This window comes from Nonomuraea sp. NPDC003804 (assembly GCF_040610675.1).
Lineage (GTDB): Bacteria > Actinomycetota > Actinomycetes > Streptosporangiales > Streptosporangiaceae > Nonomuraea.
Map to the genome: position 1 here is coordinate 133,021 of NZ_JBEXMT010000008.1, position 22,167 is coordinate 155,187.

A 22,167-nucleotide genomic window follows, 5' to 3' on the forward strand; every position below is an offset into this window, starting at 1 on the left:
GACAACCATATGAGGCAGATATCCACCTAGAATTTCCCGTGACCGAGGGAAAGGTGGCGACCATGACGATCGAGGTCTGGCTGGAGCGCCGAGCCGAGGACATGGCCCGCCTGCTCGGCCGCCTGGTGGCCGTCGACTCCGAGAACCCGCCCGGACGCGCCCTGGGCCGCTGCGCGGAGGTCCTGCGCGAGGAGATGGACCGCCTCGGCCTGGCGCCGGAGATCATCCCGGTCGCCGACCCGGCCGGCGGGTCGGCGGACCCGTGCGTCGTGCGCGGCACCGCCGGTGACGGTGACGGGCTCGTCTACTTCCACGGCCACTTCGACGTGGTGCCGGCCCAGGACCGGGCGCAGTTCACGCCCGTACGCCGCGACGGCAGGATCATCGGACGCGGCACGGCCGACATGAAGGGCGGCATCGTCAGCATGCTCTACGGCGCCGCGGCCGCCAAGGCTCTCGGCCTGCTCGGCGCCGGCCGGATCGTGCTGCACCTGGTGTGCGACGAGGAGACCGGCAGCGTCGCCGGAGCCGGCCACCTGCGCGCGGCGGGGCTGATCGACCCGGCCGCGCTGGCCATGCTCACCGCCGAGCCCAGCGGCGGCGGCATCTGGAACGCCGCCCGCGGCGCCGTCTCCGTCCGCGTCGACATCCAGGGCCGCGAGGCCCACGTCGGACAGGCCCATCGCGGCGTGAACGCCTTCCAGCACATGCTGCACATCGCCCGCCCCGTCGAGCGCTACGCCGCCGAGCTGGCCGAACGGCACACCGGCTTTCCGCTGAACCCCGCCGACGCTCCCGGCAGCATGCTCGTCGTCGGCGGCGCGTCCGGCAGCGGCGCGAACTTCAACGTCGTCCCCGGCGCGGCCTACTTCACCGTCGACGGCCGCTACAACCCCGAAGAGGACCTGGAGGCCGAGCTCAGGCGGCTGACCGCCCTCATCGAGGGCGCCGCGGAAGAGGTCGGCGCCACCGTGTCGGTCCGTACGACCCAGCTGCAGCCCTCCGCCGGCACCGGCCAGGACCATCCCGCGGCCGCCACGCTGGCCCGCGTCGTCGGCGACGTCGAGGGTGCCCCGGCCCGGTTCGAGCTCTGCGCGGGCATCCTGGAGACCCGCTGGTACGCCCAGCTCGGCATCCCCGCCTTCGGCTACGGCCCGGGCCGCCTGGACGTCTCCCACGGTCCGGACGAGTACGTCGAGGAGGCCGCCATGCGCCGCTGCGCCGCCGTGTACGCCCGCTACGCGAGCGCCATGCTGGCATGACGGCCCCGGGGCCGACCTGCTGGAACTACCGGGAGGCCCTGGCGCGGCCCAGCAGGTAGCCCGCGGCGACCATGCCGACGCCCAGGAGCAGGTGCAGCCAGTTGTCGGCGGTGTTGAGTGGCACGAAGTTGGCCGGGCTTGTCTGGTCGACGGCCATGCCGTAGATCCACAGCAGCAGGTAGACCGCGCCGCCGCCGATCAGGTACGCGCGGGCGCCGGTCCACGTGCGGGCCAGCACGATGCCGGCGACCCCGAACAGCAGGTGGACGACGTTGTGCAGGACGGACACCTGGAACAGGCCCAGGAGCATGGCCTCGGAGTGGTGGCCGGCGACGGCCAGGCCGCCGTAGCCCGCGGTGATGCCCGGCACGAAGCCGAGCGCGCCGACCAGCAGGAACGCCACGCCGACGATGAGCGCTGCCAGTTGCACGGGTGTGCGTGCCGTCCTGGTGTGTGAGGTGGTCATGTGAGCCGTCTCCGTTCGCGTGTTCGCCGGGCCGGCGGGGCCGTCGAGGTCCTCCGCCGGCGCCCTTCACGCAGGCATTCGGAGCGGTGCCGCGCATGGATGCCTGGTGGCCGCGTCGGTGCGCCGTCGGGTGCCGGTCAGGCGTCGGGGCGGCTGGCGATGATCGTGCGGATGAGGTCGGCGAGTTGCTCCCGCTGCTCCGCCGACAGGGGGGCGAACCATTCGCGCTCGCGCCGGTTCTGTTCCTCGAAGGCGCCGCTCACCGCCTGCCGTCCCGCCTCCGTGAGCGCCACCAGCACCGCCCGGCGGTCATCCGGTACGGCCTGCCGCTCGACCAGCCCCGCCGCCTCGAGGGTGTTGACGGCGTTGGAGACCGCCGAGCGCGTCATGGCGGAGAAGTCGGCCAGATCGCTCACCCTCGACGGCCCCAGCAGCCAGAGCTTGAACATGAGCCGGAAGCCGGGCAGCGTCCACCCCTGGGGCCGGTGGATGCGCGATTCGAGGTCGGCCACGAGCACGTACGACAGGTGCAGCAGGTTGTAGGCGAGCCCGAAGGTCGAGGTGTCGACCTCGACGGGCAACTTGGCGACGAGTTCGCGCGCGTGACGTTCGTACCAGACGTCCAGCCGTTCCATCCGGCGATCCTCCCACCCTCTTGCCCGCACCGATGATTATGCCCAAAATAGTTTTGGCCAAATCAATTTCCGGGAGTAGCTGATGCGCATCCTCATCATCGGCGGGGGCATCGGTGGCCTCGCGGCAGCGCTGAGCCTGCGCGCCGCCGGGTTCACCGAGATCACCGTGGCCGAGTCCGTGGCCGAGCTCCGTCCCCTGGGCGTCGGGATCAACCTGCTTCCGCATGCCGTACGGGAGCTGACCGAGCTGGGGCTCGCGCCGCAGCTCGAGCAGCGGGCCAGAGCCACCGCCGAGCTCGCCTACCACAACCGCTTCGGCTCCCTGATCTGGAGCGAGCCGCGCGGGCTGGCCGCCGGATACCGGTGGCCGCAGTACTCGATCCATCGCGGCGAGCTGCAGATGCTGCTGCTGCGCGAGGTCGAGGCGAGCGGCGTGCCGGTGTTCACCGGGCGCGAGCTGACCGGTTTCGGCGAGGCGGAGGCGCGGTTCGCCGACGGCTCGACGCTGGGGTTCGACCTGCTCGTCGGGGCCGACGGCATCCGCTCGACCGTGCGGGCGCGGCTGTATCCGGACGAGGGTCCGCCGCCGTGGAACGGGCTCGTGCTGTGGCGCGGCACCACCCACGCCCCGCCGTTCCTCACCGGCCGATCGATGATCATGGCGGGCGACGGGGAGCGGAAGTTCGTCGCCTACCCCATCAAGGACGGCGACCCGCAGCTGATCAACTGGATCGCCGAGCGGCCCGTCGCAGGACAGGCGACCGACCGGGGCGACTGGAACAGGCGGGTACCGGCGGAAGAGGTCCTGTCGCACTTCACCGAGTGGCGCTTCGACTGGCTGGACGTCCCCGGGCTGATCGCCGGCGCCGAGGCGATCTACGAGTATCCGATGGTCGACCGCGACCCGCTGCCGCGCTGGACCCACGGCAGGGTCACCCTCCTCGGCGACGCCGCCCACGCCATGTACCCGATCGGGTCGAACGGAGCCTCCCAGGCCATCCTCGACGCCCGGGTGCTGGCCTTCCACCTGGCCGGGACCGGCGACGTCGACCAGGCTCTGGCCGCCTACGAGCGGGACCGGCGCCCGCCGACCACCGCGCTCTGCCTGGCCAACCGCGAGATGGGCCCTGAGGTCGTCATGAAGCTCGCCCACGAGCGGGCCCCCGGCGGCTTCGCCGACATCGAGCAGGTCATCCCGCGGGCCGAGCTCGCCGCGATCGCCGCCGGCTACAAGCGCAAGGCCGGTTTCGACCCCGAACTCCTCAACCAGCGCGCCTCCTACACATGTTCGACGAACCGGTAAGGCCGGGCCTGGAGCCGCTGGCCCGGTTCCGGGTCGAGCTGGCGGCGGTCAAGGACCTGGGCGAGACGCCGTGGGGGCACCGGCGGGTGATCGACGTGCTGGGCGGATCGTTCGACGGACCCAGGATGGCCGGAACCGTCCTGCCCGGCGGAGCGGACTGGCAGGTGGTGCACGGCGACGGCAGCGCCACCATCGACGCCCGCTACACCCTGCGTACCCACGACGGCGCGCTGATCTGCATCCACACCTCAGGGGTACGGCACGGCCCGCCCGAGGTGATCGCCGCGCTCGGCCGCGGAGAGCCCGTCGACCCGGCCGACTACTACTTCCGGCTCGCGGTCAGGTTCGAGACGGCCGCGCCCGGATACCTCTGGCTCAACCACACCCTCGCCGTCGCGTCCGGGCTGCGGGCGGCCACGGCCGTCCACTACGACGCCTACACGCTGCGCTGACAGGAGGCGCCGTTGACACCGTCAGCAGGCCGCGACGCGCGGCAGCGCGTCGCGGCCTGCTTCCACTACCGGTGGGCCCCGCAGGACGGCGGTCAGCCGCGGATCTGCTCCGCCGGCCTGCCGAGCAGCACCGTCCGGGCGGGCACGAGGCTCGCCGCGAAGGCCAGCCCCAGCGTCGCCGCCGCCATCGCCGCGTAGGCCAGCGGCGGCACGTACGGCCATGGCGAGCCCGTCACGCCGTAGCTGAGCGCCATCAGCGTCGGGGCGGCGACCGCCGTACCGACCGTCACCGCGATGCCGCCGACCAGCAGCGCCTCCCAGCGGACCATGCTGAGCACCTGCCGCCGGGTGCCGCCGACCAGGCGAAGCAGCGCGAACTCCCGCACCCGCGATCCGGTGGCCATCACCAGCGTGTTGACCACCGAGATCGCGATGAACACGATGATCATTCCGAGGACCAGGAGGTTGGCCATGTCGCTCAGCTCCTGCGCCGCGTCCCGCGCGGTGGCGACCTCCGCCCTGTCGAGGACCGTCAGGCCGGGTGCCAGTCCGGTGAGCCGGTCCTTCTCGCCGCCCACGACGTACAGCCGGCCGGTCATGCCCGACGCCGAGTGGTCACGCACCACGCTGTACGGCAGGGCCACGTCGCCGAAGCCCAGGCCCCGCTCGTAGACGGCCACCACCGTCCGCGTGACCGGCGTGCCGTCCCCGAGGCGCAGCCGTACCTTCTCGCCGACCGACGCGTCCAGGGTGCCGGCGCTGAGCGTGCTCAGCGCGACCCCGCCGTCGTCCAGCCGGTCCAGCGAGCCGGCTCGCACGCCCAGGTCGATCCCGTGCGCCGGCACGGTCAGCCCGATGGCGCCGTACGAGGTCAGCATGGGGTCACCCAGCTGCTCGTGGTGGGCGATCACCTGCGTCTCGATCACCTCCGTCACGCCCTTCACCCCCGGCAGCGCCCGCGCCGCGCGCGCCGCCTGCGCGGGCAGCCCCGGTCCCGCCGCCTCCAGCACGTAGTCCGCGCGGTTGCCCTCCGAGGCCTGCCGGGTGGCGGCGTGGCCGAGCGTCGACTGGGTGAAGAGGATGGTCGCGGCGAACGCCATCAGCAGGATGAGCGGGCTCACGACGGACGCCAGCCGCTTGGCCCCGACCCGGGTGTTCGCCACGGCCAGGTAGCCGCCCACCCGGGAGGCCCGGCCGAGCGCGCCGCCGACGAGCCCGGCGGCCAGCCGGACGAGCCACGGCCCCAGCAGCGCGGCGGCGGTGACGAGGAACAGCACGATCCCGCCCGCGCTCGCGGCCGCCGTCTCGCCGGTCATGGACATCGCCAGACCGGTGACGCCCGACCCCAGGGCGAGGAAGGCAAGACCGCTGATCATCCGGCCGCGGCCCAGCGCGCGGTGTTCCATCGCGGCCTCGCCCAGCGCCTCGGTGGGGCGGATCCGCGTCGCCCGCCGGACGGCGGCGCGGGCCGCCAGCCACGCGGTGGCCAGCCCGGCCACGACGGCGGCCAGCATCGGCAGCGGGCCGACGGCGAGCGTGAACGTGTCCGGCAGCAGCCCCAGCGAGACGAACCGGCCGAACATCCAGTCGCCCACGGCGACCCCCAGCGGGAGGCCGAGCGCCGCCGCCACCGTCCCGACCAGCAGGGCCTCGCGGCCGAGCATCATGCGGACCTGCCGGGGCGTCGCGCCGATCGCCCGCAGCAAGGCGATCTCCCGCTGGCGCTGCCGTGCGGTCAGCGCGAACGTCCCGGACACCACGAAGACCGCCACCATGACGGCGATCCCGGCGAGGCTGCCGCTGAGTCCGACGAGCATCTCCCTGCCCGTCAGGGCCTGGATGTCGTCGGCGAGCCCCCGTTCGGCGCCCGCGTGGGCGACCACGCCGGCGCCGTCCAGCGCGGCGTCGATCCGCTCCTTCAGCTGCTCGGGGTCGCCCTGCCCGGTCACGCCGAAGGCCGACACCCGGCCGGGGCGGCCGAACAGCTCGGCGGCCCGCTCGGCGGTGAAGAACACCGACGACTGGCGGGGCAGCCCCGGACCGGCGATCCCGGCCACCGTGTACTCCCTGACGCCGTCCCTGCCCAGGACGCGTGCGGTCCCGCCGACCTCCAGCCGTGCCCGCCCGGCCAGCGCGGCGTCCAGGACGATCTCGCCGGGCGCGGCTGGCGCCCGGCCCGCGCGCAGGGTGTACGGCGCGAGCACCGCGGACTCCCAGGCGTGCCCGAGGGTGCGCCCTCCGGCGCCCCCAACCAGCCGGCCGTCCCGGCCCACCAGCCCCACCGGGAAGGTGAGCTCGGGTACGACCCGCGTCACGCCCTCCACCTTACGGATCTTCCCGGCCAGCGCGGCCGGGACCGCCACGGGCTCCGGCAGCGGCTCGCTCATCTCGGCCGACGTGTCCCCGCCGGCCTTGATGCCGACGGAGACCCACTGGTCGCCGGCCACCACGACCGGGGCCGCGGCGTACCGTTCAGGGGGCGTGTTCGCGCGCAGGCCGGTCTCCATGAGCAGCCCGCACGAGGTGATCACGGCCGTGGCGAACAGCAGCGCGAGGAACGAACCGGCGAGCGAGGACATCCGGCCGCGCAGCGTGGCGAAGGCGAGTCTCAGCATCGCGCGGCCTCCGCCGGCCTGCCGTACCCGCCGAGGCCGGCCAGGCGCCGCCCGATCGCGTCCGCGGAGGCGGACCACACCTCGTCCACCAGCGTGCCCCCGGCCAGGAACAGCACCCGGTCGGCGTAGGCCGCGGCCACCGGGTCGTGGGTCACCATCACCACGGTCTGGCCCGTCGCGTCCACGACCTGGCGCAGCAGGCCGAGCACCTCGGCGGCGGTGCGGGTGTCGAGCGCGCCGGTCGGCTCGTCGGCGAAGACCACCTCGGGCCTGGTCACCAGCGCCCGTGCGAGCGCGACCCGCTGCTGCTGGCCACCGGACAGCTGCGACGGCCGGTGTCCCGTACGGTCCCCGAGACCCACCCGCGCGATCACCTCGGCCAGCCAGGCGCGGTCCGGCCTGGCGCCCGCCAGCCGGAGCGGCAGGGTGATGTTCTCCGTCACGCTGAGCGCCGGGATCAGGTTGAAGGCCTGGAAGACGAAGCCCGCCTTCTGCCTGCGCAGCTCGGTCAGCTGGGTCTCGTTCATCCCCGACAGCTCCACCTCGCCGAGGTGGACCGTTCCCGACGTGGGCGTGTCGAGGCCCGCCGCGCAGTGCAGGAAGGTGCTCTTGCCCGAGCCCGAGGGCCCCATCACGGCGGTGAACCCGCCGCGCGGCAGGTCGACCGTGACCCCGCGCAGCGCGTGCACCGCCTGTGTCCCGTGCCCGTACGTCTTCGTCACCGTGTTCAGGCGCACCGCGTGCGTCGTCACTCCGGCCCCCGTTCTGATCTGTGTGCCTCTTTGACCGCCACTTAATGTAGTGATCCGGTCATTTCGGACACTAGCTGGTGGTCTACCGTCTCGGAGGTAGTGCTGGCCCTACCAGGGGCGAGGCGCGGGCTCCCGCGCGCCGCGTCCCGCCGGTCGGCCGCGGGGTGGTCGCCGGCGGGGCTTCGCCGAGGTCAGAGCCGGTCGAGCGCCGCCCGGACGCCTGGAACGGTCGCCGCGCGGAAGGCGGCGTCCAGCTCGGCGGGCGTGGCGGAGATCTCGCCGTCCACCCACGCCCGAACCAGCCCCAGGAACGCGCCGACGACGCAGATCACCATCAGGTCGAGGGAGGGCGCCGGCCCGCCGGCCCTGGCGACGAGCTCGTCCCTGACGACGGCGGCCAGCAGGCGCTCCCCGTGCGCCTCCGCCAGGCCGCCGCCGCGCCGTCCCAGCAGCGCCCGCACCAGTGAGCGCTGTTCCCGCACGTGCTCGAACATCGGCAGGCTGAACGCGAACAGCTCCCCGTCGCGGACGGCGTGGTCAGGATGCAGGAAGCCGAGCTCCTCGATGTTGCTGAACAGCACGTCCTGCTTGTCGGCGAAATGCGAGTAGAAGGTCGACCTGCCGATGTCGGCACGGTTGATGATGTCGGTGACCGTCACGGCGCTGTAGCCCTTCTCCAGGATGAGCGCCACGAGCGCGTCCTGGACGGCCCGCCGCGTGCGCCGTACGCGCCGGTCTCCGGACACTTTCCCGTTCCTGTTCAGGACCGCACACCTCGCCCGATCTGATCGTTGACCCTCTCACCATAGTGAACGCATGATTTGTTAACGAACAGAGTGTTCAGTATCAAGGGGGTAAGCCATGGGGCTGGGGAAGTTGCTGCACAACCACGCCGAGCACGCCGACGCGGGCGGCACCATCGACCATCCGCGCGCCTACGAGCTGTTCGCGACGATCGGTTTCGCCGGGGGCCGCAGGGCCGCGTTCACCCGCGTCGCGGCCCTCGCCAGGCCGAGGGCGGGCGACCGGGTCCTCGACGTCGGCTGCGGCACCGGCTACCTGAGCCGGGTCATCTCCCCGGTCGTCACCCCCACCGGACAGGTCACCGGCGTCGACCTGGCGCCCGAGATGATCGACTACGCGCGCGGCCGCGCGCCGGGCAACTGCGCCTACGTGGTGGGAGCCGCCCAGGACCTGCCGTTCCCCGACGGCTCCTTCGACACGGTGGTCTCCAGCCTGGCCGTCCACCACATCCCGGCCGAGGACCGCCCCGCGGCGCTGCGCCAGATGTTCCGCGTGCTGAGGCCGGGAGGACGGCTGGTCATCGCCGAGTTCCGGCCGCCCGCCAACCACCTCGCCAGGCGGGTCGTGGGCATGCTGTCCGGGCCCGCCATGCGCCACGATCCCCGCGACCTGCTCGGCAGGCTCGTTCCCGACGCGGGCTTCGACGTGGAGTCGGAGGGCGCGCTGCCGTCCCTGCTGTACTACGTGCGCGCCCACCGGCCGGCGAGGTCCGTGTAGGGCCTGTCCCCGGGGCTCCTCCTGGTCAGCCGGTCGGGGGCCGGAAGATCGGGGAGAAGGTCAGGCCGCCGTCCTTCGACTCCAGGACGGTGTTGTCCTCGGTGGCGGCCAGCAGCCGCCGCGCGTCGACGGCCGTGAACGCGCTGACGGCGCCCGGCAGCGCGCCGCCGGCCGTCCATGTCCTGCCGCCGTCACGGCTGGTGTGGACGCGGCCGTCGGCGCCCGGCCCGACGAGGGTGTTCTCGGCGGGGGCGGCGATGTGGCTGAGCAGCGGCGCGTTCGCCACCTTCGCGAAGGCCGCGCCGTCGTTCTCGCTGACCTTCAGCCCCTCGGGCGTGGTCGCGTAGACCTTGCCGCGGTCCACGGCGAGGTCGATCAGGGGTTCCTCGGCTCCGGGCGTCCAGCTCTGGCCGCCGTCGGCGCTGCGGCGCAGCTGCCCGGACTGGGAGTCGAAGCCGTACAGGGTGTCGCCGGACTGCTCCAGCGCGTGGAAGTCCGCGGTGCCCTCCTCCGAGACCGTCACCCAGGTCCGGCCGCCGTCGGTGGTGCGGATGAGACCGAGGTGCGGCGAGGCGGCGGCCGCCTCCTCACCCGGGTGGCCGCTGGCCAGGAACGTCTTCGGTCCCACGACCGTGAACCCCATGTGGTCCTGGACGCGGCCGGCGACCCGCTCGACACTCCGGCCGTCCTTGACGCGGAACAGCCCGTAGTGGCCGGCGACGTAGACGGCGCCGTCGGCCGGATCGACGCCCAGGCCGTGGATGTGGCCGACACCCGGGTCCCGGCCCGGAGCCTGGCTGCCGGTGCCGCAGGCGGCGGTGGCCGCGACCAGCGCCGCGGCGACCGCCGCGGCGCGGATCCGGAAACGCGTTCCATGCATATGACGACCTCGCTGATGTCCCAGACGTACGGCCGCAGCCTACTACGCATCATCGTAGGTCTAGCAGCCGAGAAGGATTTCGTGGCAGTGATGCGTGAGGAAGTCGCCGAACCCGGGAGCGAGAGCGACCGCCGCGGGCCCGGTGAGCAGCAGCGCCACCGCGAGCAGGCCGCCCAGCCGTTCCCTGGGCGTGAGCGGCGCCTGGTGGGTCAGCATGCGGCGCACGCGCGTCACCGCGGTGTCGCCTCCCGCGCCCAGCGCGAAGTCGGGCGCGCGCCCGGTGGCCAGCTGCACCAGCGCGGTGGCGATGAGAATGCGCGGATGGCGGCGGGCGGCCACGTCGTCGGCGAGCAGTTCCAGCAGCCTGGCCACCTCGCTCCTGGTGCGCTCGAACAAGGGAATGCGCGGGAAGGACCTGGCCAGCGCCTCCGCCCCCGCGAGCAGCAGGTGATGACGCCCGTGCAGGTGCGCCCGCTCGTGTGCCAGCACGGCCTCGGCCTGCCCCGGCGTGAGCGCCCGCAGGGCGGCCGTGGTGATGACGGCCTCGCCCGGCCTGCCGGGAAGGCAGTAGGCGAGCCGCTCGTCGTAGTCCAGCACGATGGCGCCGAGCCAGCGGTCGCGCTCGCCGAGCAGGCGCAGCATCGCCGCGTGGTGCTGCCGCTCGGTCCGTACGCGGACCTGGACGGCGGTGGCGCAGCAGGTGATCCGTACGGCGAGGGCGCCCGCGACGAGGAGCGCGATGCCGGTGGTCGTCGACGTCAGGCCCGGCTGCTGCCCGAACAGGGCGACGCAGAGGTCGAAGACCGCGGCGAAACCCTGGCCCACCATGGAGGCGGGGACCGCCAGCGCGAACGCGGCCAGCAGGACGGAGACGACCACGGACGTGGTGGCGGCCAGCCACAGGGCGATCGCCAGACTGGGGGCGCGGTCGGCCCAGCGCGCGCGCCCCACCACCCGCGGCAGCAGGATGGCGGCGATGATCGCGTACACCGCCAGGACGGCCGTTGTCATTGCCGGTCCCTCGGCTGGAAGATCTGCAGCGCCGCCTCGAAGGCGTCGGCCTCCTCAGGCGTCAGCCGCTGCAGGAAGTACACCAGCGTGGCCGCCTGGTTGCCGCTCCGCGCCAGCGACTCACGCATGCGGTCGGCGGTGTAGGCCTCCTTGGTGGAGGTCGCGGCGTAGATGTAGGCCTTGCCGACGGGCTCCCGCGAGAGGAGCCCTTTGGTATGGAGTTTGTCCATCACGGTCATGACCGTCGTGTAGGCGATCTCCCGCTCCTGGCGCAGGTCCTCCAGCACCTGTCTGACCGACGCGGGCTTGCGGTAGGACCACATGCGCTCCATGATCGTGGACTCCAGGTCGCCCAGGCCGCGCATCATGCGTACCCCCTCCCACCTGCGGGTTTCCTCCGATTATGCCCGGTTGTCGCGGGGTGGCCCGGGGCAGGGTGGGCGGTGAGTCGGGTCCCCGGCGGCGACGGCGCGCTCGCGCCGTAGCGGGTCCTGGAAACAGCCGGAAAGGCCGTTGCCCGGCCAGTCGGGACGGCCTTCGCCAAGGTAAAGAATTTCCTCGCGAACCCCTGTCGCGCAGGCGGTCCCGTGAGACGTTCGCGGTCCGGCCTTGCATCGCTCTATACGGTTCGCTTACGTTGAGGCGACGCCAGGCGGCAGGTTGCCGCCTGCATACCGATGAATTCGTGACCACCGGTCGGAGCCTCAGGCCCGACGTGGCGCGGCCGCCGAGTCCGCACTCTCGCGGAGCCGGGAACCCACATCTCTCCAGGGTGGCGCGTGCACCGACACAGCGCCGTAGGGCACTTCCATGCCCGAACCTGTCCCGGTGGGCGGCAGGAAACAAGGAGTCAAACCCCAGTATGTCGAGGCCTGCCCTCTTTCCCTTCCGTATGCCCGCGACCCTGTCCCGCATCGGTCTGGGCCTGACAGTCGCGGCAAGCGCGATCGCGGGCGCCGGTCCCGCCCTCGCCGACCACACGAACGACGTTCGCCCCCAGGTCTCCCGTCCCGTCGCCGTCCCGGCGCCGGCGGCCGAGAAGCGGACCCCGGCGACGGCCGCGGCGGTGCTGAAGGTGGCCGAGTCGCAGCTCGGCGTGAAGGAGAACGCCTCCGGCGGCGGCACCCCCTTCCACCGCTGGTACATGTCGTCCCGGCGGGCGAGCGAGACGCTGCAGCGCGACGGGGGCAGCCTGCGCGCCTACACCAACGCGCCGTGGTGCGCCATGTTCGTGGCCTGGGTCGGCGAGAAGGCCGGCGCCAGACCCACGGTCGGCTGGGACGCCTACACCGTCACCTGGGCCCAGTGGTTCAAGGACAATCGGCGGTGGGGAACCGCCGCCAAGCCGGGCGCCGTCGTGTACTTCTCGTGGAGCGGCAGCAAGAGCGTCAGCGGCATCGACCACATGGGCCTGGTCAAGAAGGACAACGGGGACGGCACCATCACCACGATCGAAGGCAACACCGGCAACGGCAGGGTGGAGCAGCGAATCAGGGCCGCCTCGCAGGTCGTCGGCTACGGCTACCCCGTCTACCAGGCCTGAGAGCCGGCGGATCTACGAGCCCGTCTCGTTGGATCGGACACCGCGGGCCGGTGGCTCGCCGGCGGCCGCCGGCGGTCCGCGCCGAGCGGGAACAGGGGGATGCCCAGCATCCACGGGGAAGATGCCGGGCATGCTCGAATCGGGGCTTCCGCGCCTGTCGCACCCGATCGGTCCGCCTTCTCAACTAATTGTCATAGTAGGTTGTCAGGCCGTGCCTTGGCAAGCGGGGCAGCATGGGGCCATGAGCTTGCAGATCGTCTACGAGACCCACGCGACCACGACCGACAACGAGGCGGGGATCGCCACCGGCCGGCTCCCCGGGCTGCTGTCGCCCACCGGCCGCAGGCAGGCACGCGAACTCGGCGACCGGCGCCGAGACGACGGCATCGCCGCGGTGTTCACCTCCGACCTGGATCGGGCGGTGAACACCGCGCGCATCGCCTTCGCCGGAACCACGATGCCGATCAACCAGGACCCCCGTCTGCGGGAGTGCGACTACGGGGAGCTCAACGGCAGTCCCATGGCGCTCGTCGCCCCCTTGCGGGTGCGGCACGTCGACGTGCCCTTTCCTGGCGGGCAGAGCTACCGCGACGTGCTCGCCGCGACAGCCGACTTCCTGGACGACCTGCTCGCCCGCCGGGACGGGGGCCGGGTCCTCGTGATCGCGCACTCCGCCAACCGCTGGGCGCTGGAGTGCCTGCTGGGCGGCGCCGACCTGACGGCGCTCGTCGAGGCGGCGCCTCGCTGGCAACCCGGGTGGGAGTTCATCCTCCCCTCCGACTGGCGCGGGCGCCCGTCACCATCGAGCCGAACGAGACCCGCCGGCGGGGACTGATCGTCACCCGCGGCGCCGGACCAGGGCGCGCGTGGCCAGGTCGCGCATGTGTCACTGTCAGGAGCGACCCCCGCTGGACGGCAGGGGTCACGAGCGACCCCTGCCGGACGGTTTTCCCGGCCCGTCAGGCCTTCCCGCTCTTCTGCAGCGCTTTGGTGAGCTCTTCCTTGGTCATGGACGAGCGGCCCGGAATCTTGGCCTCCTGGGCCCGGTGGTACAGCTCCTCCTTGCTCATCCCCGTGGATCCTCCGCCGCCGGCCCGCGTCCGCTTGCCCGACTTCCTGCCGTTCCCCACGGGTAGACCGTGCTGGATCTCCTGTGCCTTGCGCTCGCTGAAGGCCCGGCCGAGCTCCTCCAGCCGCCGGCGGGGAACCGCCTTCCTGAGCGCCGGCAGGATCTCGCTCTCCTCCTCCTGGACGTGGTGGTTGACCGCCTGGACGAGCTGGTCCAGCAGCGTGTCGAACTTCGGCGTGTCCGGGTCGACGTCCAGGAGGCTGAGCAGCATCCGCTCGGCCTCGTGGTGTTCCTCCGCGCCTTCGCGTACCTGGTCCTTCTCGCTGGGAACGGTCTTGGCGATCTCCGGGTAGATCAGTTCCTCCTCGCCCCTGGAGTGGGCGACGAACTTGGCGGCCAGTTCGGCCAGCAGCGCGGGGCGGTCCTCGGTGTCCTTCTTGAGCCGGTCGAAAAGCCGCTCCACGTCGCGGTGGTCCGCGGTGATCATGCTGATGGCGTCCGATGTCATGGCTACTCCCTTCCTGGCGCTCCCCGGTACCCGAACGCGAGGGCCGTACGCCAAGTTGGAGGACAACGGAACAGCTGTTGGTGTTACCTGGACGCGGGCCCCGCCGTTCGTCACCGCCGTCTCCAGCCGAGGGGACGCTCGCGGGAAGGGGACCGAACGACGCGGGACGAGCGGTGTCGCGGCCGGTCGGGGCGGTCATGACAGCCGACAGGTCACCTCCCGCGACCACGTGTTGGGCGGCTGCTCGGCGACCGCGTTGCGGCCCTGGTACTTCCACTGGCACACCGTGGTCGCGCTGATGCGCGCCCCGGCGCCGCCGAAGCACCACAGGTTGTCCCAGGTGCCGCCGGCCATGCTCTGGCCCTGCGCCGCGCAGTACGCGTTGGCGTCGTTGAAGGTGATCGAGCCTTGGGCGGGCGCGGGCGGGTCGCTGTGCGGCGGCGGGGGCGGGTCGTCGTCGCGCGGCGGCGTGGTCCCGATCGGCGCGGTCACGGGCTTGCGGGTCGGCTTCGTGGTGCGTGTGGTGGTGGGCGCGTCGGAGGTCGTGGTGGTCTTGCGGGTCTGCCGGGGCGCCTCCTGCGGGGCGGCGCTCGCGCGGGGCACCACCTTGGCCGACTGCGACCGCTTGCTCGTCTTCGGAGTGGGTGTGTCATCGAGGGTCGGCGTCTCGGGCGCGCTGGGAGAAGGCTCGACGGGCACCACGGAAGACGACGGCAGCGCCACCGCCGGTACGGTCGCCGCCTGGCTCGCCTGCCCGGCGTGGTTGCCGGAGGCGCTGGGCGCCAGGGCGAAGTAGGCGGCGGCCGCGGCGACGAGCACGCCCGCGCCCGCCGTACCGAGGACCAGGCCGCGCCGCCCCTTCCGAGCGGGTACGGCAGGACCGCCCGCGACGGCGGCGCCGGGAGCGGTCGGGGCGCCGGAGCCGACGCCGGGCACGTCAGGGACGGCGAAGCCGCCCGACCGGGCGCCGCGGGCGGCGTGCCAGGCGGGGGCGGGCAGCGCGCGCAGGCGTTCGATCACCTGGACGATGGTGGGCCGCCGGGCCGGGTCCTTGTCCAGGCACTCGCGCAGCAGTTCCCGCAGCGCGCCCTCCAGCCCGCCGAGGTCCGGCTCGCCCTGCAGGATGCCGTGCAGGATCCCGGGGATCGAGTCGCCGGCGAAGGCACGCTCCCCGGTGGCCGCGTAGACCATGGTCGCGCCCCAGGCGAACACGTCGGCCGCGGGCCCGACGTCGCCGCCGGCGATCTGCTCGGGCGCCATGTAGGCGGGGCTGCCGATGGGCCGGCTGCTGATGACCGACTGGCTGAGGTCCAGCGCCCGCGCGATGCCGAAGTCGATGACGACCGGCCCGTCGGGCCCGAGCAGCACGTTGCCGGGCTTGAAGTCGCGGTGCACCACCCCGGCCTCGTGGATGGCCGCCAGGGCGGTCGCCGTGTTGACCGCCAGCCGTTGCAGGGCGGCCGCTCCGCGCGGCCCGTTGTCCCGCACGGCGTTCTGCAGCGACGGTCCGTCGACGTACTCGCTGACGATGTACGGCCGGTCGCCGACGAACCCGAGATCGAGCACCTGGGCCGTGCAGAAGGGCGCGACCCGCTTGGCCGTCTCCACCTCGCGCAGGAAGAGCTGTCGCTCCCGCGGGTCGGCCATCAGGTGCGGATGCAGGAGCTTGATCGCCGCGAGCCCGCCGTCGCCGTCCCGCCCCATGTAGACGGTGCCCTGCCCGCCCAGCCCGAGCCGCCCTTCCAGGCGGTAGGGCCCGACCACTCGTGGGTCCTCAGCTAAGAGGGCCACCGCTTCGGTCACGAAGTCTCCAGCCAGTGAAGTGGGTCAAGATCGTATCAGAGCGGCGGTGCGGGAGTTAAGGGATGAGTCAGAGCGTTCCGGCCCGCCGCCGGCGCGCCCGCGATCAGGCCTGGACCAGGGTGATCACGCCGGCCGCGATGAGCGCGGCCGCCCACATGCGGTCCACGTTGAACCAGGCGCGGCGCAGGATGGTCAATCCGGCGACCTCGTAGACGATCACGGCCACCACGCCCGCGACCACGAACATGGCCAGCGTGTGGGCCAGCGCGATGGCCATGCTGCCGCCCATGGCGTGTCCGGTGTGCCCGGCGTGCCCCGCGTGGGCGGCGTTCACCCCGGCGAACAGCGGGATGAGCATCAGCCCGGCGCCGTGCGCCGACGACATGAGAAAGGACCAGGCGGCCAGCTGCGGCAGCGACAGCCGCATGCCCACCCAGCGGAAGTGCCGCCTGGACAGCAGCCGCCACAGCCCGAACCCGACCAGCACCGTCCCGCCCACCAGCGCCACCACCCGGCCAGTGGTGAGCGAGCCGGTCACCACGATGACGGCGGCGACCAGCCCGACGGCGGCCAGGTGCCCGGCGGCGATCGCCGGAAGCGAGGCGAGCAGCTTGGCCCTGCTGCGTTCCTGCAGGCCGCGGGCCACGGCGAACAGCCAGCCCATGGCCGGATTCAGCCCGTGCAGGGCCCCGAGCAGCAGGGCGGCCGCGAGCGTCACGGGTAGCAGTAGGAGTCCGAGGAGGCGTCCCCGCCCTGCAGCCTGACCTGGTGCGGGCGCAGGCCGCGGAAGTCGTCGCCGTGCGGGAAGAAGCTCTTGTCGAACGTGAACGACTCGGCGTCGATCTTGGCCATCCAGGCGCCGACGCCCTTGGGGTAGAACTGGTCGTCCCAGGCGCCGTACAGGGAGTTGGTCACGTAGACGCGCCGGGCGTCCCTGCTGACCTCCACCATCTGGGGGCCGCCACGCAGGCGTTCGTCCAGTGCGGGGTGCGGGTCGCCGCGCACGATCCCGCCGATCCGCAGCGAGCCGGTCTCCACCGGATGCAACGGGTCGCTGACGTCGTACTGCTTCAGCTCGCCCGTGCCCCAGCAGGAGACGTACAGCCGCTGGTCGTCCACGGCCAGGTCGATGTCGGTGACCAGCGGCGGCACCGCCCCGAACGGCTTGAGCAGGTCGGGCAGGTCCGCCGGGTCGGCCGGCTCGGCGGGGATGTCGATCACCTTGCGCACCTGCCAGCGGCCGTCCTCCTGGAACCACGTCCACACCGAGGCCGACAGGTCCTCGACGCTGACGACCACGCCGACGAAGCCGTAGGTCCGTCGCGGGTCGTGGGCCGGGCGCAGCTCGAGGGTCATCTGGTACTGGTCGCCGAGGTCGACCGCCTGGAGGTGGCGGCGCTTGCGCAGGTCCCAGAAGTGCACGTGGTGACCGTACTTCCGGCCGAGCAGCAGCTCGCCGACGACGCCGTTCTCGATCATGGAGGGGGTGCCCCACTCCGAGCTGATCAGTACGTCGTGGTTGATGTGCCACCAGAAGTCGTAGGCGAGGTGCTGCGGGCCCCGGTCGGCCTCCCAGGGGCCGCGTACCTCGAACGTCTGGTGGTCGAGGACGGCGATGCCGCCGGGGCCCTCCTCGCCGTTCGCCCCGCCGAGCGCGGAGACGTACAGGCCGTCGGGCCCGCAGTGCACGGTGTGCGGCCGGGAGTAGCCGGCCCGCGCGGCCAGTTCCTCCGGCTCGATCACCTTGACCACCTCGGGGCTGACGCGGTCCTTGGTGTCCAGGATGTAGATGCGTGAGGAACGCAGGCCGGGCACGACGAGGTAGCGGCGCTCGACGTGCGGGTGCGGCGCATTGGGGCACAGCGCGCTGCTGCAGGCGTTCCACCCGAAGTGATGCAGCTCGTCGCCCGTGTACGGCAGGTCCGTCCAGCCGGCCACGCCGCCGTACCCCGGGGAGTCGGGATCGACGTCGATGACGGCCATCGCGTCGGGTCTGGCAGCCTGACGGTCGAAGGCGGCGACGTAGGCGTACCGCTCGGCCGGCGCGGCCGCGGCGTCGCGCGGCGACGGATAGAAGGTCGGGTCCGGCGTCCAGAGTGTCACCTTCTCATCCTCTCCGTCGCTTTTCTTGGCCGGTCAAGAGGCCGGGGCAACTGGTGGCCGAATGTTGACCCCCCGTGGACGGACCCCGGCGTTGTGCGCCGGCCGTACGTGGAGAGGCGGAGCGGGACCGGCCCCGCCTCCCCGTGGTCACGCGCTCAGCCGCGCACCACCCGGTAGGTCACGTGGGTGACCAGGCCGGTGCCCGAGACGTGGACGGGTTCGAGGTCGACGCTCCCGGCGCCCTCCAGCAGACGCTCGCCGGCGCCGAGGATCACCGGCGCGATGTGCAGGCGCAGCTCGTCGATCAGGCCCGCCGCGAGGTACTGGTTGACCGTGTGGGCGCCACCCGCGATCGCGACGTCGGCGTCGCCCGCGGCCGCGCGCGCCATGGCCAGCGCCGGCTCGATCCCGTCGGTCACGAAGGTGAAGGTCGTGCCACCCTTCATCTCCAGGGGCTCGCGCGGGTGGTTGGTGAGGACGAACACCGGGCCGTGGTACGGCGGCTCGTCACCCCACCAGCCCTTCCAGTCCAGGTCCCAGTCGCCCCGGCCGGGCCCGAACATGTTGCGGCCCATGATGTAGGCGCCCGCCGCCGTGATGGCCTCGATGACCTCGGCGTGCGCCTCGGGCTCCTCGAACATCCACCGGTGCAGGCGCTCCTCGACCCCTTCGCCGAACGGGTTGTCCAGGCTCTGGTTCGGGCCCGCGACGTAACCGTCCACGGACATCGCCATGTCAGAGGTGACCTTGCCCATCTGTGCAACTCCTGTCGTCGGGTGTCTCTCACGCACTCGTCGGAGCCGCCGACGGGTTCTCGACATCCCGCTCGAGGTGATCGCCTGCTGAGCTTCTCGGCACGCCATGTCCACGCCGCGACGGCGGGACGCCTCCGCTCCTCCGGGCGCCGCCCGTGGAACAGTGGAGACATGAACGCGGATGACAGGAACGTGCTGTCCCGGGCACGCGTGGCGACCAGGCTTCCAGCCCAGGACCTGGACCGGGCGCGGCGTTTCTATTCCGAGCGGCTCGGTCTGGAGCCCGTCGACGAACGGCCCGGCGGGCTGCTCTACCGGTGTGAAGGCGCGGAGTTCGTCGTGTTCCAGTCGACGGGATCCTCGCCGGGCACCTTCACCCAGATGGCCTGGGAGGTCGACGACATCGAGACGGCGGTCTCGGAACTCAGACGGCGCGGCGTGGTGTTCGAAGAGGTCGACGTCCCCGGGTTCCGGACAAGGGACGGGATCGCGGAGATCGACGGGAACTATCCGAGCAAGGGCGCGCGCGGCGAACGCGGAGCCTGGTTCCGTGACAGCGAGGGGAACCTGCTGGGCGTCGGCGAACCGGTGCGCTGAACCGACTGCACTACCGGCCAGGCGGGCGCAGGCGGGCGAGCGTGGCGGTCCCCGCGCCGGCCATGGCCGCGAGCGCGGCCACCAGCAGGACGCCGGAGGCCACCGTCACGTCGGCCGGGGCCAGCCCGGCGGCCGCCTGCAGCACGGAGACCAGCACCACCCCGCCGTAGCCCGCGGCCGCCACCGCCACCAGACGCACCCTGGCCGCCTCGCTCCAGGCGGTCAGGGTGAGCAGCCAGGCCAGCGCCGGCAGCACCTGCACCGCGTGGAGCGTCACCGCGTGCGGCACCTTGAGCTGCCCCGCCGCCCCGAAGATCGACAGGTCGGTGGCCTGGGGCGGCAGCCCGATGGCCCGGCCGTTGGCGATGAGCGCCGCCCCCGAGACCAGGGTCAGCGACAGCACCGCCAGTCCGGCCCGCACCGCCAGCCGCATGCTCGGCGGCCCGTCGAAGCGCCGCCAGGCCACCACGATGATCATGATGATCGAGGGGATCAGACCCACGATCGCGACGGCGGCCAGCGCGGCCGAGACGGTCGCGTCGAAGGGGGTGGTGAAGTTGAGGTGTGAGGGCACGCCGCGCCAGCGCTGGAGATCGATGAGCGCGGTCTCGACGAGGCTGGCCACGGCGAGCGTGCCGACGAGCAGCCGGCTCGCCCTGGGGCTCAGCCCCGACCGTCCGGCGATCCAGACCAGGCTGATCAGCGTCACCCCGAAGGAGAAGCCGAACAGGATGGGCTTGCGCCACGACACCGGGCCGCCCCATCCGCCGCCGTCGACGGCGTACACCAGCAGGTGGAAGGCGCTGCTGGCCAGCAGGAGCGCGGCCACGCCGTAGCCGAAGCGCTGGGAGTTGGACATGGCTTCAGCCTGGCCGCGGCCGCCCGCCGGGGCATCCGCCCGGGAGAGGCGGCCGGGGTACGCCCGTCGTGGTAGACGGCTCACGAGGAGATGTCCACGACGCGGCGTACGCACGCGGCGTCGTCCAGGTGGTGCAGCAGGAAGTGGGCCAGGTCGGCCCTGGACACGCTCCTGGCCGCGGTCAGCCCGCCGTCGGTCGAAAAGCGGTAGGCGCCGGTGGCGGGCCCGTCGGTCAGCATCGGCGGCCGGACGATCGTCCAGTCGGCGGCGCTGTCCTTCACCAGGCGCTCCATCTCGGCCATGTCCGCGTAGGCGTACCGGTACAGCCGCTGGATGACGTGCTTGACGACCAGCCGTTGCGGCAGCGGCAGGTCCGGCGGGATGTCCAGCCCGGCCGACGACAGGCACAGCAGGCGGCGCACGCCGTACTCGCCCATCGCCTCCAGGATGCCGGCGGTGCCTTCGGAGTAGACCGTGGTCGGGCGGCGGCGGTCCCTGGTGCCGAGGCAGGACACGACGGCCTCCTGCCCGTCCAGGCTCGCCCGCCAGGTCTCCGGCCGGAGGACGTCGGCGGCCACCACGGTGTCGTGCCGTACCGAGGCCGGGTCGCGGGCGACGACCGTGACCTCGTGCCCGGCCTCGGTGGCCTGCCGCAGGACCTGCGCGCCGGTGCCGCCGCTCGCCCCGAACAGCAGGATCCTCATGCCAGGCTCGCGACGAACGCGGCGGCCAGCGCCCGCTGGCCTGCCGGCGACAGGTGCAGTCCGTCGTCCTCGTGGTCCGGCTCGGCCAGGCTCACCACCTGCTCGGGCATGGCGGCCAGCACCTCGCCGATCGCCCGCAGGTCCTCGTTGGCCCAGCTCAGACGTGCCCGCTGGAACGGCTGGTAGGCGGTGACGCGAGCCTCGTCCACCGACGTGGGCGCCAGCCAGAGCCATGTGGCGGCCGGGGCCGCCTGGCGGAGCAGGCGCAGGTTGCGTTCGGTCTCCGGGAGGCTGACCTGGGTGTCCTTCGTGCCGCCGACGCGCATGGCGTCGTTGCCGCCCAGCATGCACAGCACCCAGTCGGGCCGCTGGGCGGCCAGCGCGGGCAGGGCGCCCAGCGCCTGCGTGGTGCTCTGGCCGGAGACGGCCAGGTTGACCAGCGTGCTGCCGTGGCCGGGGCGGCGCAGGTCGAGCAGGTGACGCAGGATCTCGAACCAGGACAGCAGGTCGGCGGTGGTGCTCTCGCCGACGGCCACCACCCGCTGGCCGGCGGCGAAGGGCAGCCGGTCGACGGCGGCGGCGAAGTCGTCGTCGGCGAGCAGGTCTTCGGCGAGCCGCCGGGCGTGCGCGGCGTGCTCACGGCGGATCGCGCCGAAGCGCTCGGCCGGCAGCCCGAACAGCGGGCCGAGGCGGTCCTCGTCGAGCGGGCCGAGGTAGCCGAGCACCTTCTCGGGGTGCTGGAAGCGGATGAGCCGTTCGGGCGTGGGGAAGGTCATGTCACGAATCCGTTCTCTTAGATGAATCGTTTATAGCACAGAACTATTTTCGTGACGCGCTATCGTGTTCGTCATGCCGACCGCTGACGACAGGCCGCCGTCCGGCGCGGCGTTCCTCCTGGCCCAGGTGGGCGCCCACGCCGCCAGGCGGTTCGCCGAGCGCGTGGCCGAGCTGGGCGTGGTCCCGGCCGACATCGGCCTGCTCCGCATGATCATCACGGCGCCGGGCCGCAGCCAGCAGTCCCTGGCCGAGGAGCTGGGCGTCGTGCCCAGCAGGGTCGTCACGCTGCTGGACGCCCTGGAGGGCAAGGGACTGGTCGAACGGCGGCGCAACCCCGCCGACCGGCGCAACTACGCCCTGCACCTGACCGGTGAGGGGCTGCGGCTGATGGGGGCCGTCCGCGAGCTGGGCGCCGCGCACCAGGACGACCTGCTGGCGGCCCTCGACCACGACCAGCGCGCCGCGCTGACCGCCATGCTCGAGGCCGTCGCGGCCCAGCAGGGGCTCACCCCCGGCGTCCATCCCGGATACCGGGGCCTGTAGCGCGACCAG

Annotated in this window: 24 protein-coding genes; 8 read left to right on the forward strand and 16 right to left on the reverse strand. The window is 72.7% G+C overall.

Features of this window, described 5'->3' with window-relative positions; genetic code table 11:
• Positions 1 to 62: 62 nt before the first annotated feature.
• Complete coding sequence (locus ABZX22_RS13320) at positions 63 to 1,262, forward strand: M20/M25/M40 family metallo-hydrolase (RefSeq protein WP_354908134.1); 1,200 nt, start codon at positions 63 to 65, stop codon at positions 1,260 to 1,262.
• 25 nt (positions 1,263 to 1,287) lie between these two features.
• Here the strand turns inward: ABZX22_RS13320 and ABZX22_RS13325 are convergent, their stop codons facing one another.
• Both ABZX22_RS13325 and ABZX22_RS13330 read right to left on the reverse strand, forming a co-directional pair.
• Complete coding sequence (locus tag ABZX22_RS13325) at positions 1,288 to 1,728, reverse strand: DUF4383 domain-containing protein (protein ID WP_354908135.1); 441 nt, start codon at positions 1,726 to 1,728, stop codon at positions 1,288 to 1,290.
• Positions 1,729 to 1,865: 137 nt separating this feature from the next.
• Positions 1,866 to 2,363, reverse strand: a complete 498-nt coding sequence (locus ABZX22_RS13330; protein WP_354908136.1) for a MarR family transcriptional regulator — start codon at positions 2,361 to 2,363, stop codon at positions 1,866 to 1,868.
• An 82-nt stretch (positions 2,364 to 2,445) separates the two neighbouring features.
• Between ABZX22_RS13330 and ABZX22_RS13335 the strand changes: the two genes are divergently transcribed.
• Both ABZX22_RS13335 and ABZX22_RS13340 read left to right on the forward strand, forming a co-directional pair.
• Positions 2,446 to 3,666, forward strand: coding sequence for a flavin-dependent oxidoreductase (locus ABZX22_RS13335; RefSeq protein ID WP_354908137.1), 1,221 nt, complete (start codon positions 2,446 to 2,448; stop codon positions 3,664 to 3,666).
• Positions 3,648 to 4,118: a DUF3237 domain-containing protein gene (locus ABZX22_RS13340; protein WP_354908139.1), complete on the forward strand. Its 471-nt coding sequence runs from the start codon at positions 3,648 to 3,650 to the stop codon at positions 4,116 to 4,118. The genes ABZX22_RS13335 and ABZX22_RS13340 overlap by 19 nt, the downstream gene beginning before the upstream one ends.
• Positions 4,119 to 4,210: 92 nt before the next feature.
• On the opposite strand, the gene ABZX22_RS13345 is transcribed toward ABZX22_RS13340, so the two are convergent.
• The 3 genes from ABZX22_RS13345 to ABZX22_RS13355 form a co-directional block, all read right to left on the reverse strand.
• Positions 4,211 to 6,733: an FtsX-like permease family protein gene (locus ABZX22_RS13345; RefSeq protein ID WP_354908141.1), complete on the reverse strand. Its 2,523-nt coding sequence runs from the start codon at positions 6,731 to 6,733 to the stop codon at positions 4,211 to 4,213.
• Positions 6,727 to 7,485 carry an ABC transporter ATP-binding protein gene (locus ABZX22_RS13350; protein ID WP_354908143.1) on the reverse strand — a complete coding sequence of 253 codons (759 nt, stop codon included), beginning with the start codon at positions 7,483 to 7,485 and terminating at the stop codon, positions 6,727 to 6,729. The genes ABZX22_RS13345 and ABZX22_RS13350 overlap by 7 nt, the downstream gene beginning before the upstream one ends.
• A 191-nt stretch (positions 7,486 to 7,676) precedes the next feature.
• The gene (locus tag ABZX22_RS13355; protein WP_354908144.1) at positions 7,677 to 8,231 is read right to left on the reverse strand and encodes a helix-turn-helix domain-containing protein; all 555 of its coding nucleotides are present in this window, start codon (positions 8,229 to 8,231) and stop codon (positions 7,677 to 7,679) included.
• Positions 8,232 to 8,346: 115 nt separating this feature from the next.
• Between ABZX22_RS13355 and ABZX22_RS13360 the strand changes: the two genes are divergently transcribed.
• Positions 8,347 to 9,006, forward strand: coding sequence for a methyltransferase domain-containing protein (locus tag ABZX22_RS13360; RefSeq protein WP_354908146.1), 660 nt, complete (start codon positions 8,347 to 8,349; stop codon positions 9,004 to 9,006).
• Positions 9,007 to 9,031: 25 nt separating this feature from the next.
• On the opposite strand, the gene ABZX22_RS13365 is transcribed toward ABZX22_RS13360, so the two are convergent.
• From ABZX22_RS13365 to ABZX22_RS13375, 3 genes are read right to left on the reverse strand one after another with little or no spacing between them, the layout of a single operon-like run.
• Positions 9,032 to 9,886, reverse strand: coding sequence for a F510_1955 family glycosylhydrolase (locus ABZX22_RS13365; RefSeq protein WP_354908148.1), 855 nt, complete (start codon positions 9,884 to 9,886; stop codon positions 9,032 to 9,034).
• 60 nt (positions 9,887 to 9,946) lie between these two features.
• A complete protein-coding gene (locus tag ABZX22_RS13370) occupies positions 9,947 to 10,897 on the reverse strand; it encodes a M56 family metallopeptidase (protein WP_354908150.1) in 951 nt (316 codons plus the stop codon).
• Positions 10,894 to 11,265 carry a BlaI/MecI/CopY family transcriptional regulator gene (locus tag ABZX22_RS13375; RefSeq protein WP_354908152.1) on the reverse strand — a complete coding sequence of 124 codons (372 nt, stop codon included), beginning with the start codon at positions 11,263 to 11,265 and terminating at the stop codon, positions 10,894 to 10,896. The genes ABZX22_RS13370 and ABZX22_RS13375 overlap by 4 nt, the downstream gene beginning before the upstream one ends.
• A 524-nt stretch (positions 11,266 to 11,789) precedes the next feature.
• Between ABZX22_RS13375 and ABZX22_RS13380 the strand changes: the two genes are divergently transcribed.
• Together ABZX22_RS13380 and ABZX22_RS13385 are read left to right on the forward strand one after the other, a co-directional pair.
• Positions 11,790 to 12,440 (forward strand): CHAP domain-containing protein, encoded by a 651-nt coding sequence (locus ABZX22_RS13380; RefSeq protein WP_354908154.1) that lies wholly within the window; start codon positions 11,790 to 11,792, stop codon positions 12,438 to 12,440.
• Between the two features lie 241 nt (positions 12,441 to 12,681).
• A complete protein-coding gene (locus tag ABZX22_RS13385; RefSeq protein WP_354908155.1) occupies positions 12,682 to 13,275 on the forward strand; it encodes a histidine phosphatase family protein in 594 nt (197 codons plus the stop codon).
• A 124-nt stretch (positions 13,276 to 13,399) separates the two neighbouring features.
• Here ABZX22_RS13385 and ABZX22_RS13390 read toward each other — a convergent pair whose 3' ends face one another.
• The 5 genes from ABZX22_RS13390 to ABZX22_RS13410 all read right to left on the reverse strand — a co-directional run bounded on the left by ABZX22_RS13390 (position 13,400) and on the right by ABZX22_RS13410 (position 18,678).
• Positions 13,400 to 14,017 carry a hemerythrin domain-containing protein gene (locus ABZX22_RS13390; protein WP_354908156.1) on the reverse strand — a complete coding sequence of 206 codons (618 nt, stop codon included), beginning with the start codon at positions 14,015 to 14,017 and terminating at the stop codon, positions 13,400 to 13,402.
• Between the two features lie 195 nt (positions 14,018 to 14,212).
• A complete protein-coding gene (locus tag ABZX22_RS13395; RefSeq protein WP_354908158.1) occupies positions 14,213 to 15,820 on the reverse strand; it encodes a protein kinase in 1,608 nt (535 codons plus the stop codon).
• Between the two features lie 103 nt (positions 15,821 to 15,923).
• The gene (locus ABZX22_RS13400; protein WP_354908351.1) at positions 15,924 to 16,547 is read right to left on the reverse strand and encodes a hypothetical protein; all 624 of its coding nucleotides are present in this window, start codon (positions 16,545 to 16,547) and stop codon (positions 15,924 to 15,926) included.
• The gene (locus ABZX22_RS13405; protein ID WP_354908159.1) at positions 16,535 to 17,923 is read right to left on the reverse strand and encodes a selenium-binding protein SBP56-related protein; all 1,389 of its coding nucleotides are present in this window, start codon (positions 17,921 to 17,923) and stop codon (positions 16,535 to 16,537) included. The genes ABZX22_RS13400 and ABZX22_RS13405 overlap by 13 nt, the downstream gene beginning before the upstream one ends.
• 155 nt (positions 17,924 to 18,078) lie before the next feature.
• Positions 18,079 to 18,678 (reverse strand): dihydrofolate reductase family protein, encoded by a 600-nt coding sequence (locus tag ABZX22_RS13410; RefSeq protein WP_354908161.1) that lies wholly within the window; start codon positions 18,676 to 18,678, stop codon positions 18,079 to 18,081.
• A gap of 171 nt (positions 18,679 to 18,849) precedes the next feature.
• Between ABZX22_RS13410 and ABZX22_RS13415 the strand changes: the two genes are divergently transcribed.
• Positions 18,850 to 19,275: a VOC family protein gene (locus tag ABZX22_RS13415; RefSeq protein WP_354908162.1), complete on the forward strand. Its 426-nt coding sequence runs from the start codon at positions 18,850 to 18,852 to the stop codon at positions 19,273 to 19,275.
• A 10-nt stretch (positions 19,276 to 19,285) separates the two neighbouring features.
• Here the strand turns inward: ABZX22_RS13415 and ABZX22_RS13420 are convergent, their stop codons facing one another.
• The 3 genes from ABZX22_RS13420 to ABZX22_RS13430 form a co-directional block, all read right to left on the reverse strand.
• Positions 19,286 to 20,134, reverse strand: coding sequence for a hypothetical protein (locus ABZX22_RS13420; RefSeq protein ID WP_354908164.1), 849 nt, complete (start codon positions 20,132 to 20,134; stop codon positions 19,286 to 19,288).
• 80 nt (positions 20,135 to 20,214) lie between these two features.
• Entirely contained in the window at positions 20,215 to 20,838 is a 624-nt protein-coding gene (locus ABZX22_RS13425; RefSeq protein WP_354908166.1) for an SDR family oxidoreductase, read from the reverse strand.
• Positions 20,835 to 21,614 (reverse strand): SGNH/GDSL hydrolase family protein, encoded by a 780-nt coding sequence (locus tag ABZX22_RS13430; protein WP_354908168.1) that lies wholly within the window; start codon positions 21,612 to 21,614, stop codon positions 20,835 to 20,837. Before ABZX22_RS13430 ends, ABZX22_RS13425 begins: the two co-directional genes overlap by 4 nt.
• A 73-nt stretch (positions 21,615 to 21,687) precedes the next feature.
• Here ABZX22_RS13430 and ABZX22_RS13435 point away from each other — a divergent pair, with 73 nt between their 5' ends.
• Positions 21,688 to 22,158, forward strand: coding sequence for a MarR family transcriptional regulator (locus tag ABZX22_RS13435; RefSeq protein WP_354908170.1), 471 nt, complete (start codon positions 21,688 to 21,690; stop codon positions 22,156 to 22,158).
• The last annotated feature ends 9 nt before the right edge of the window (positions 22,159 to 22,167 follow it).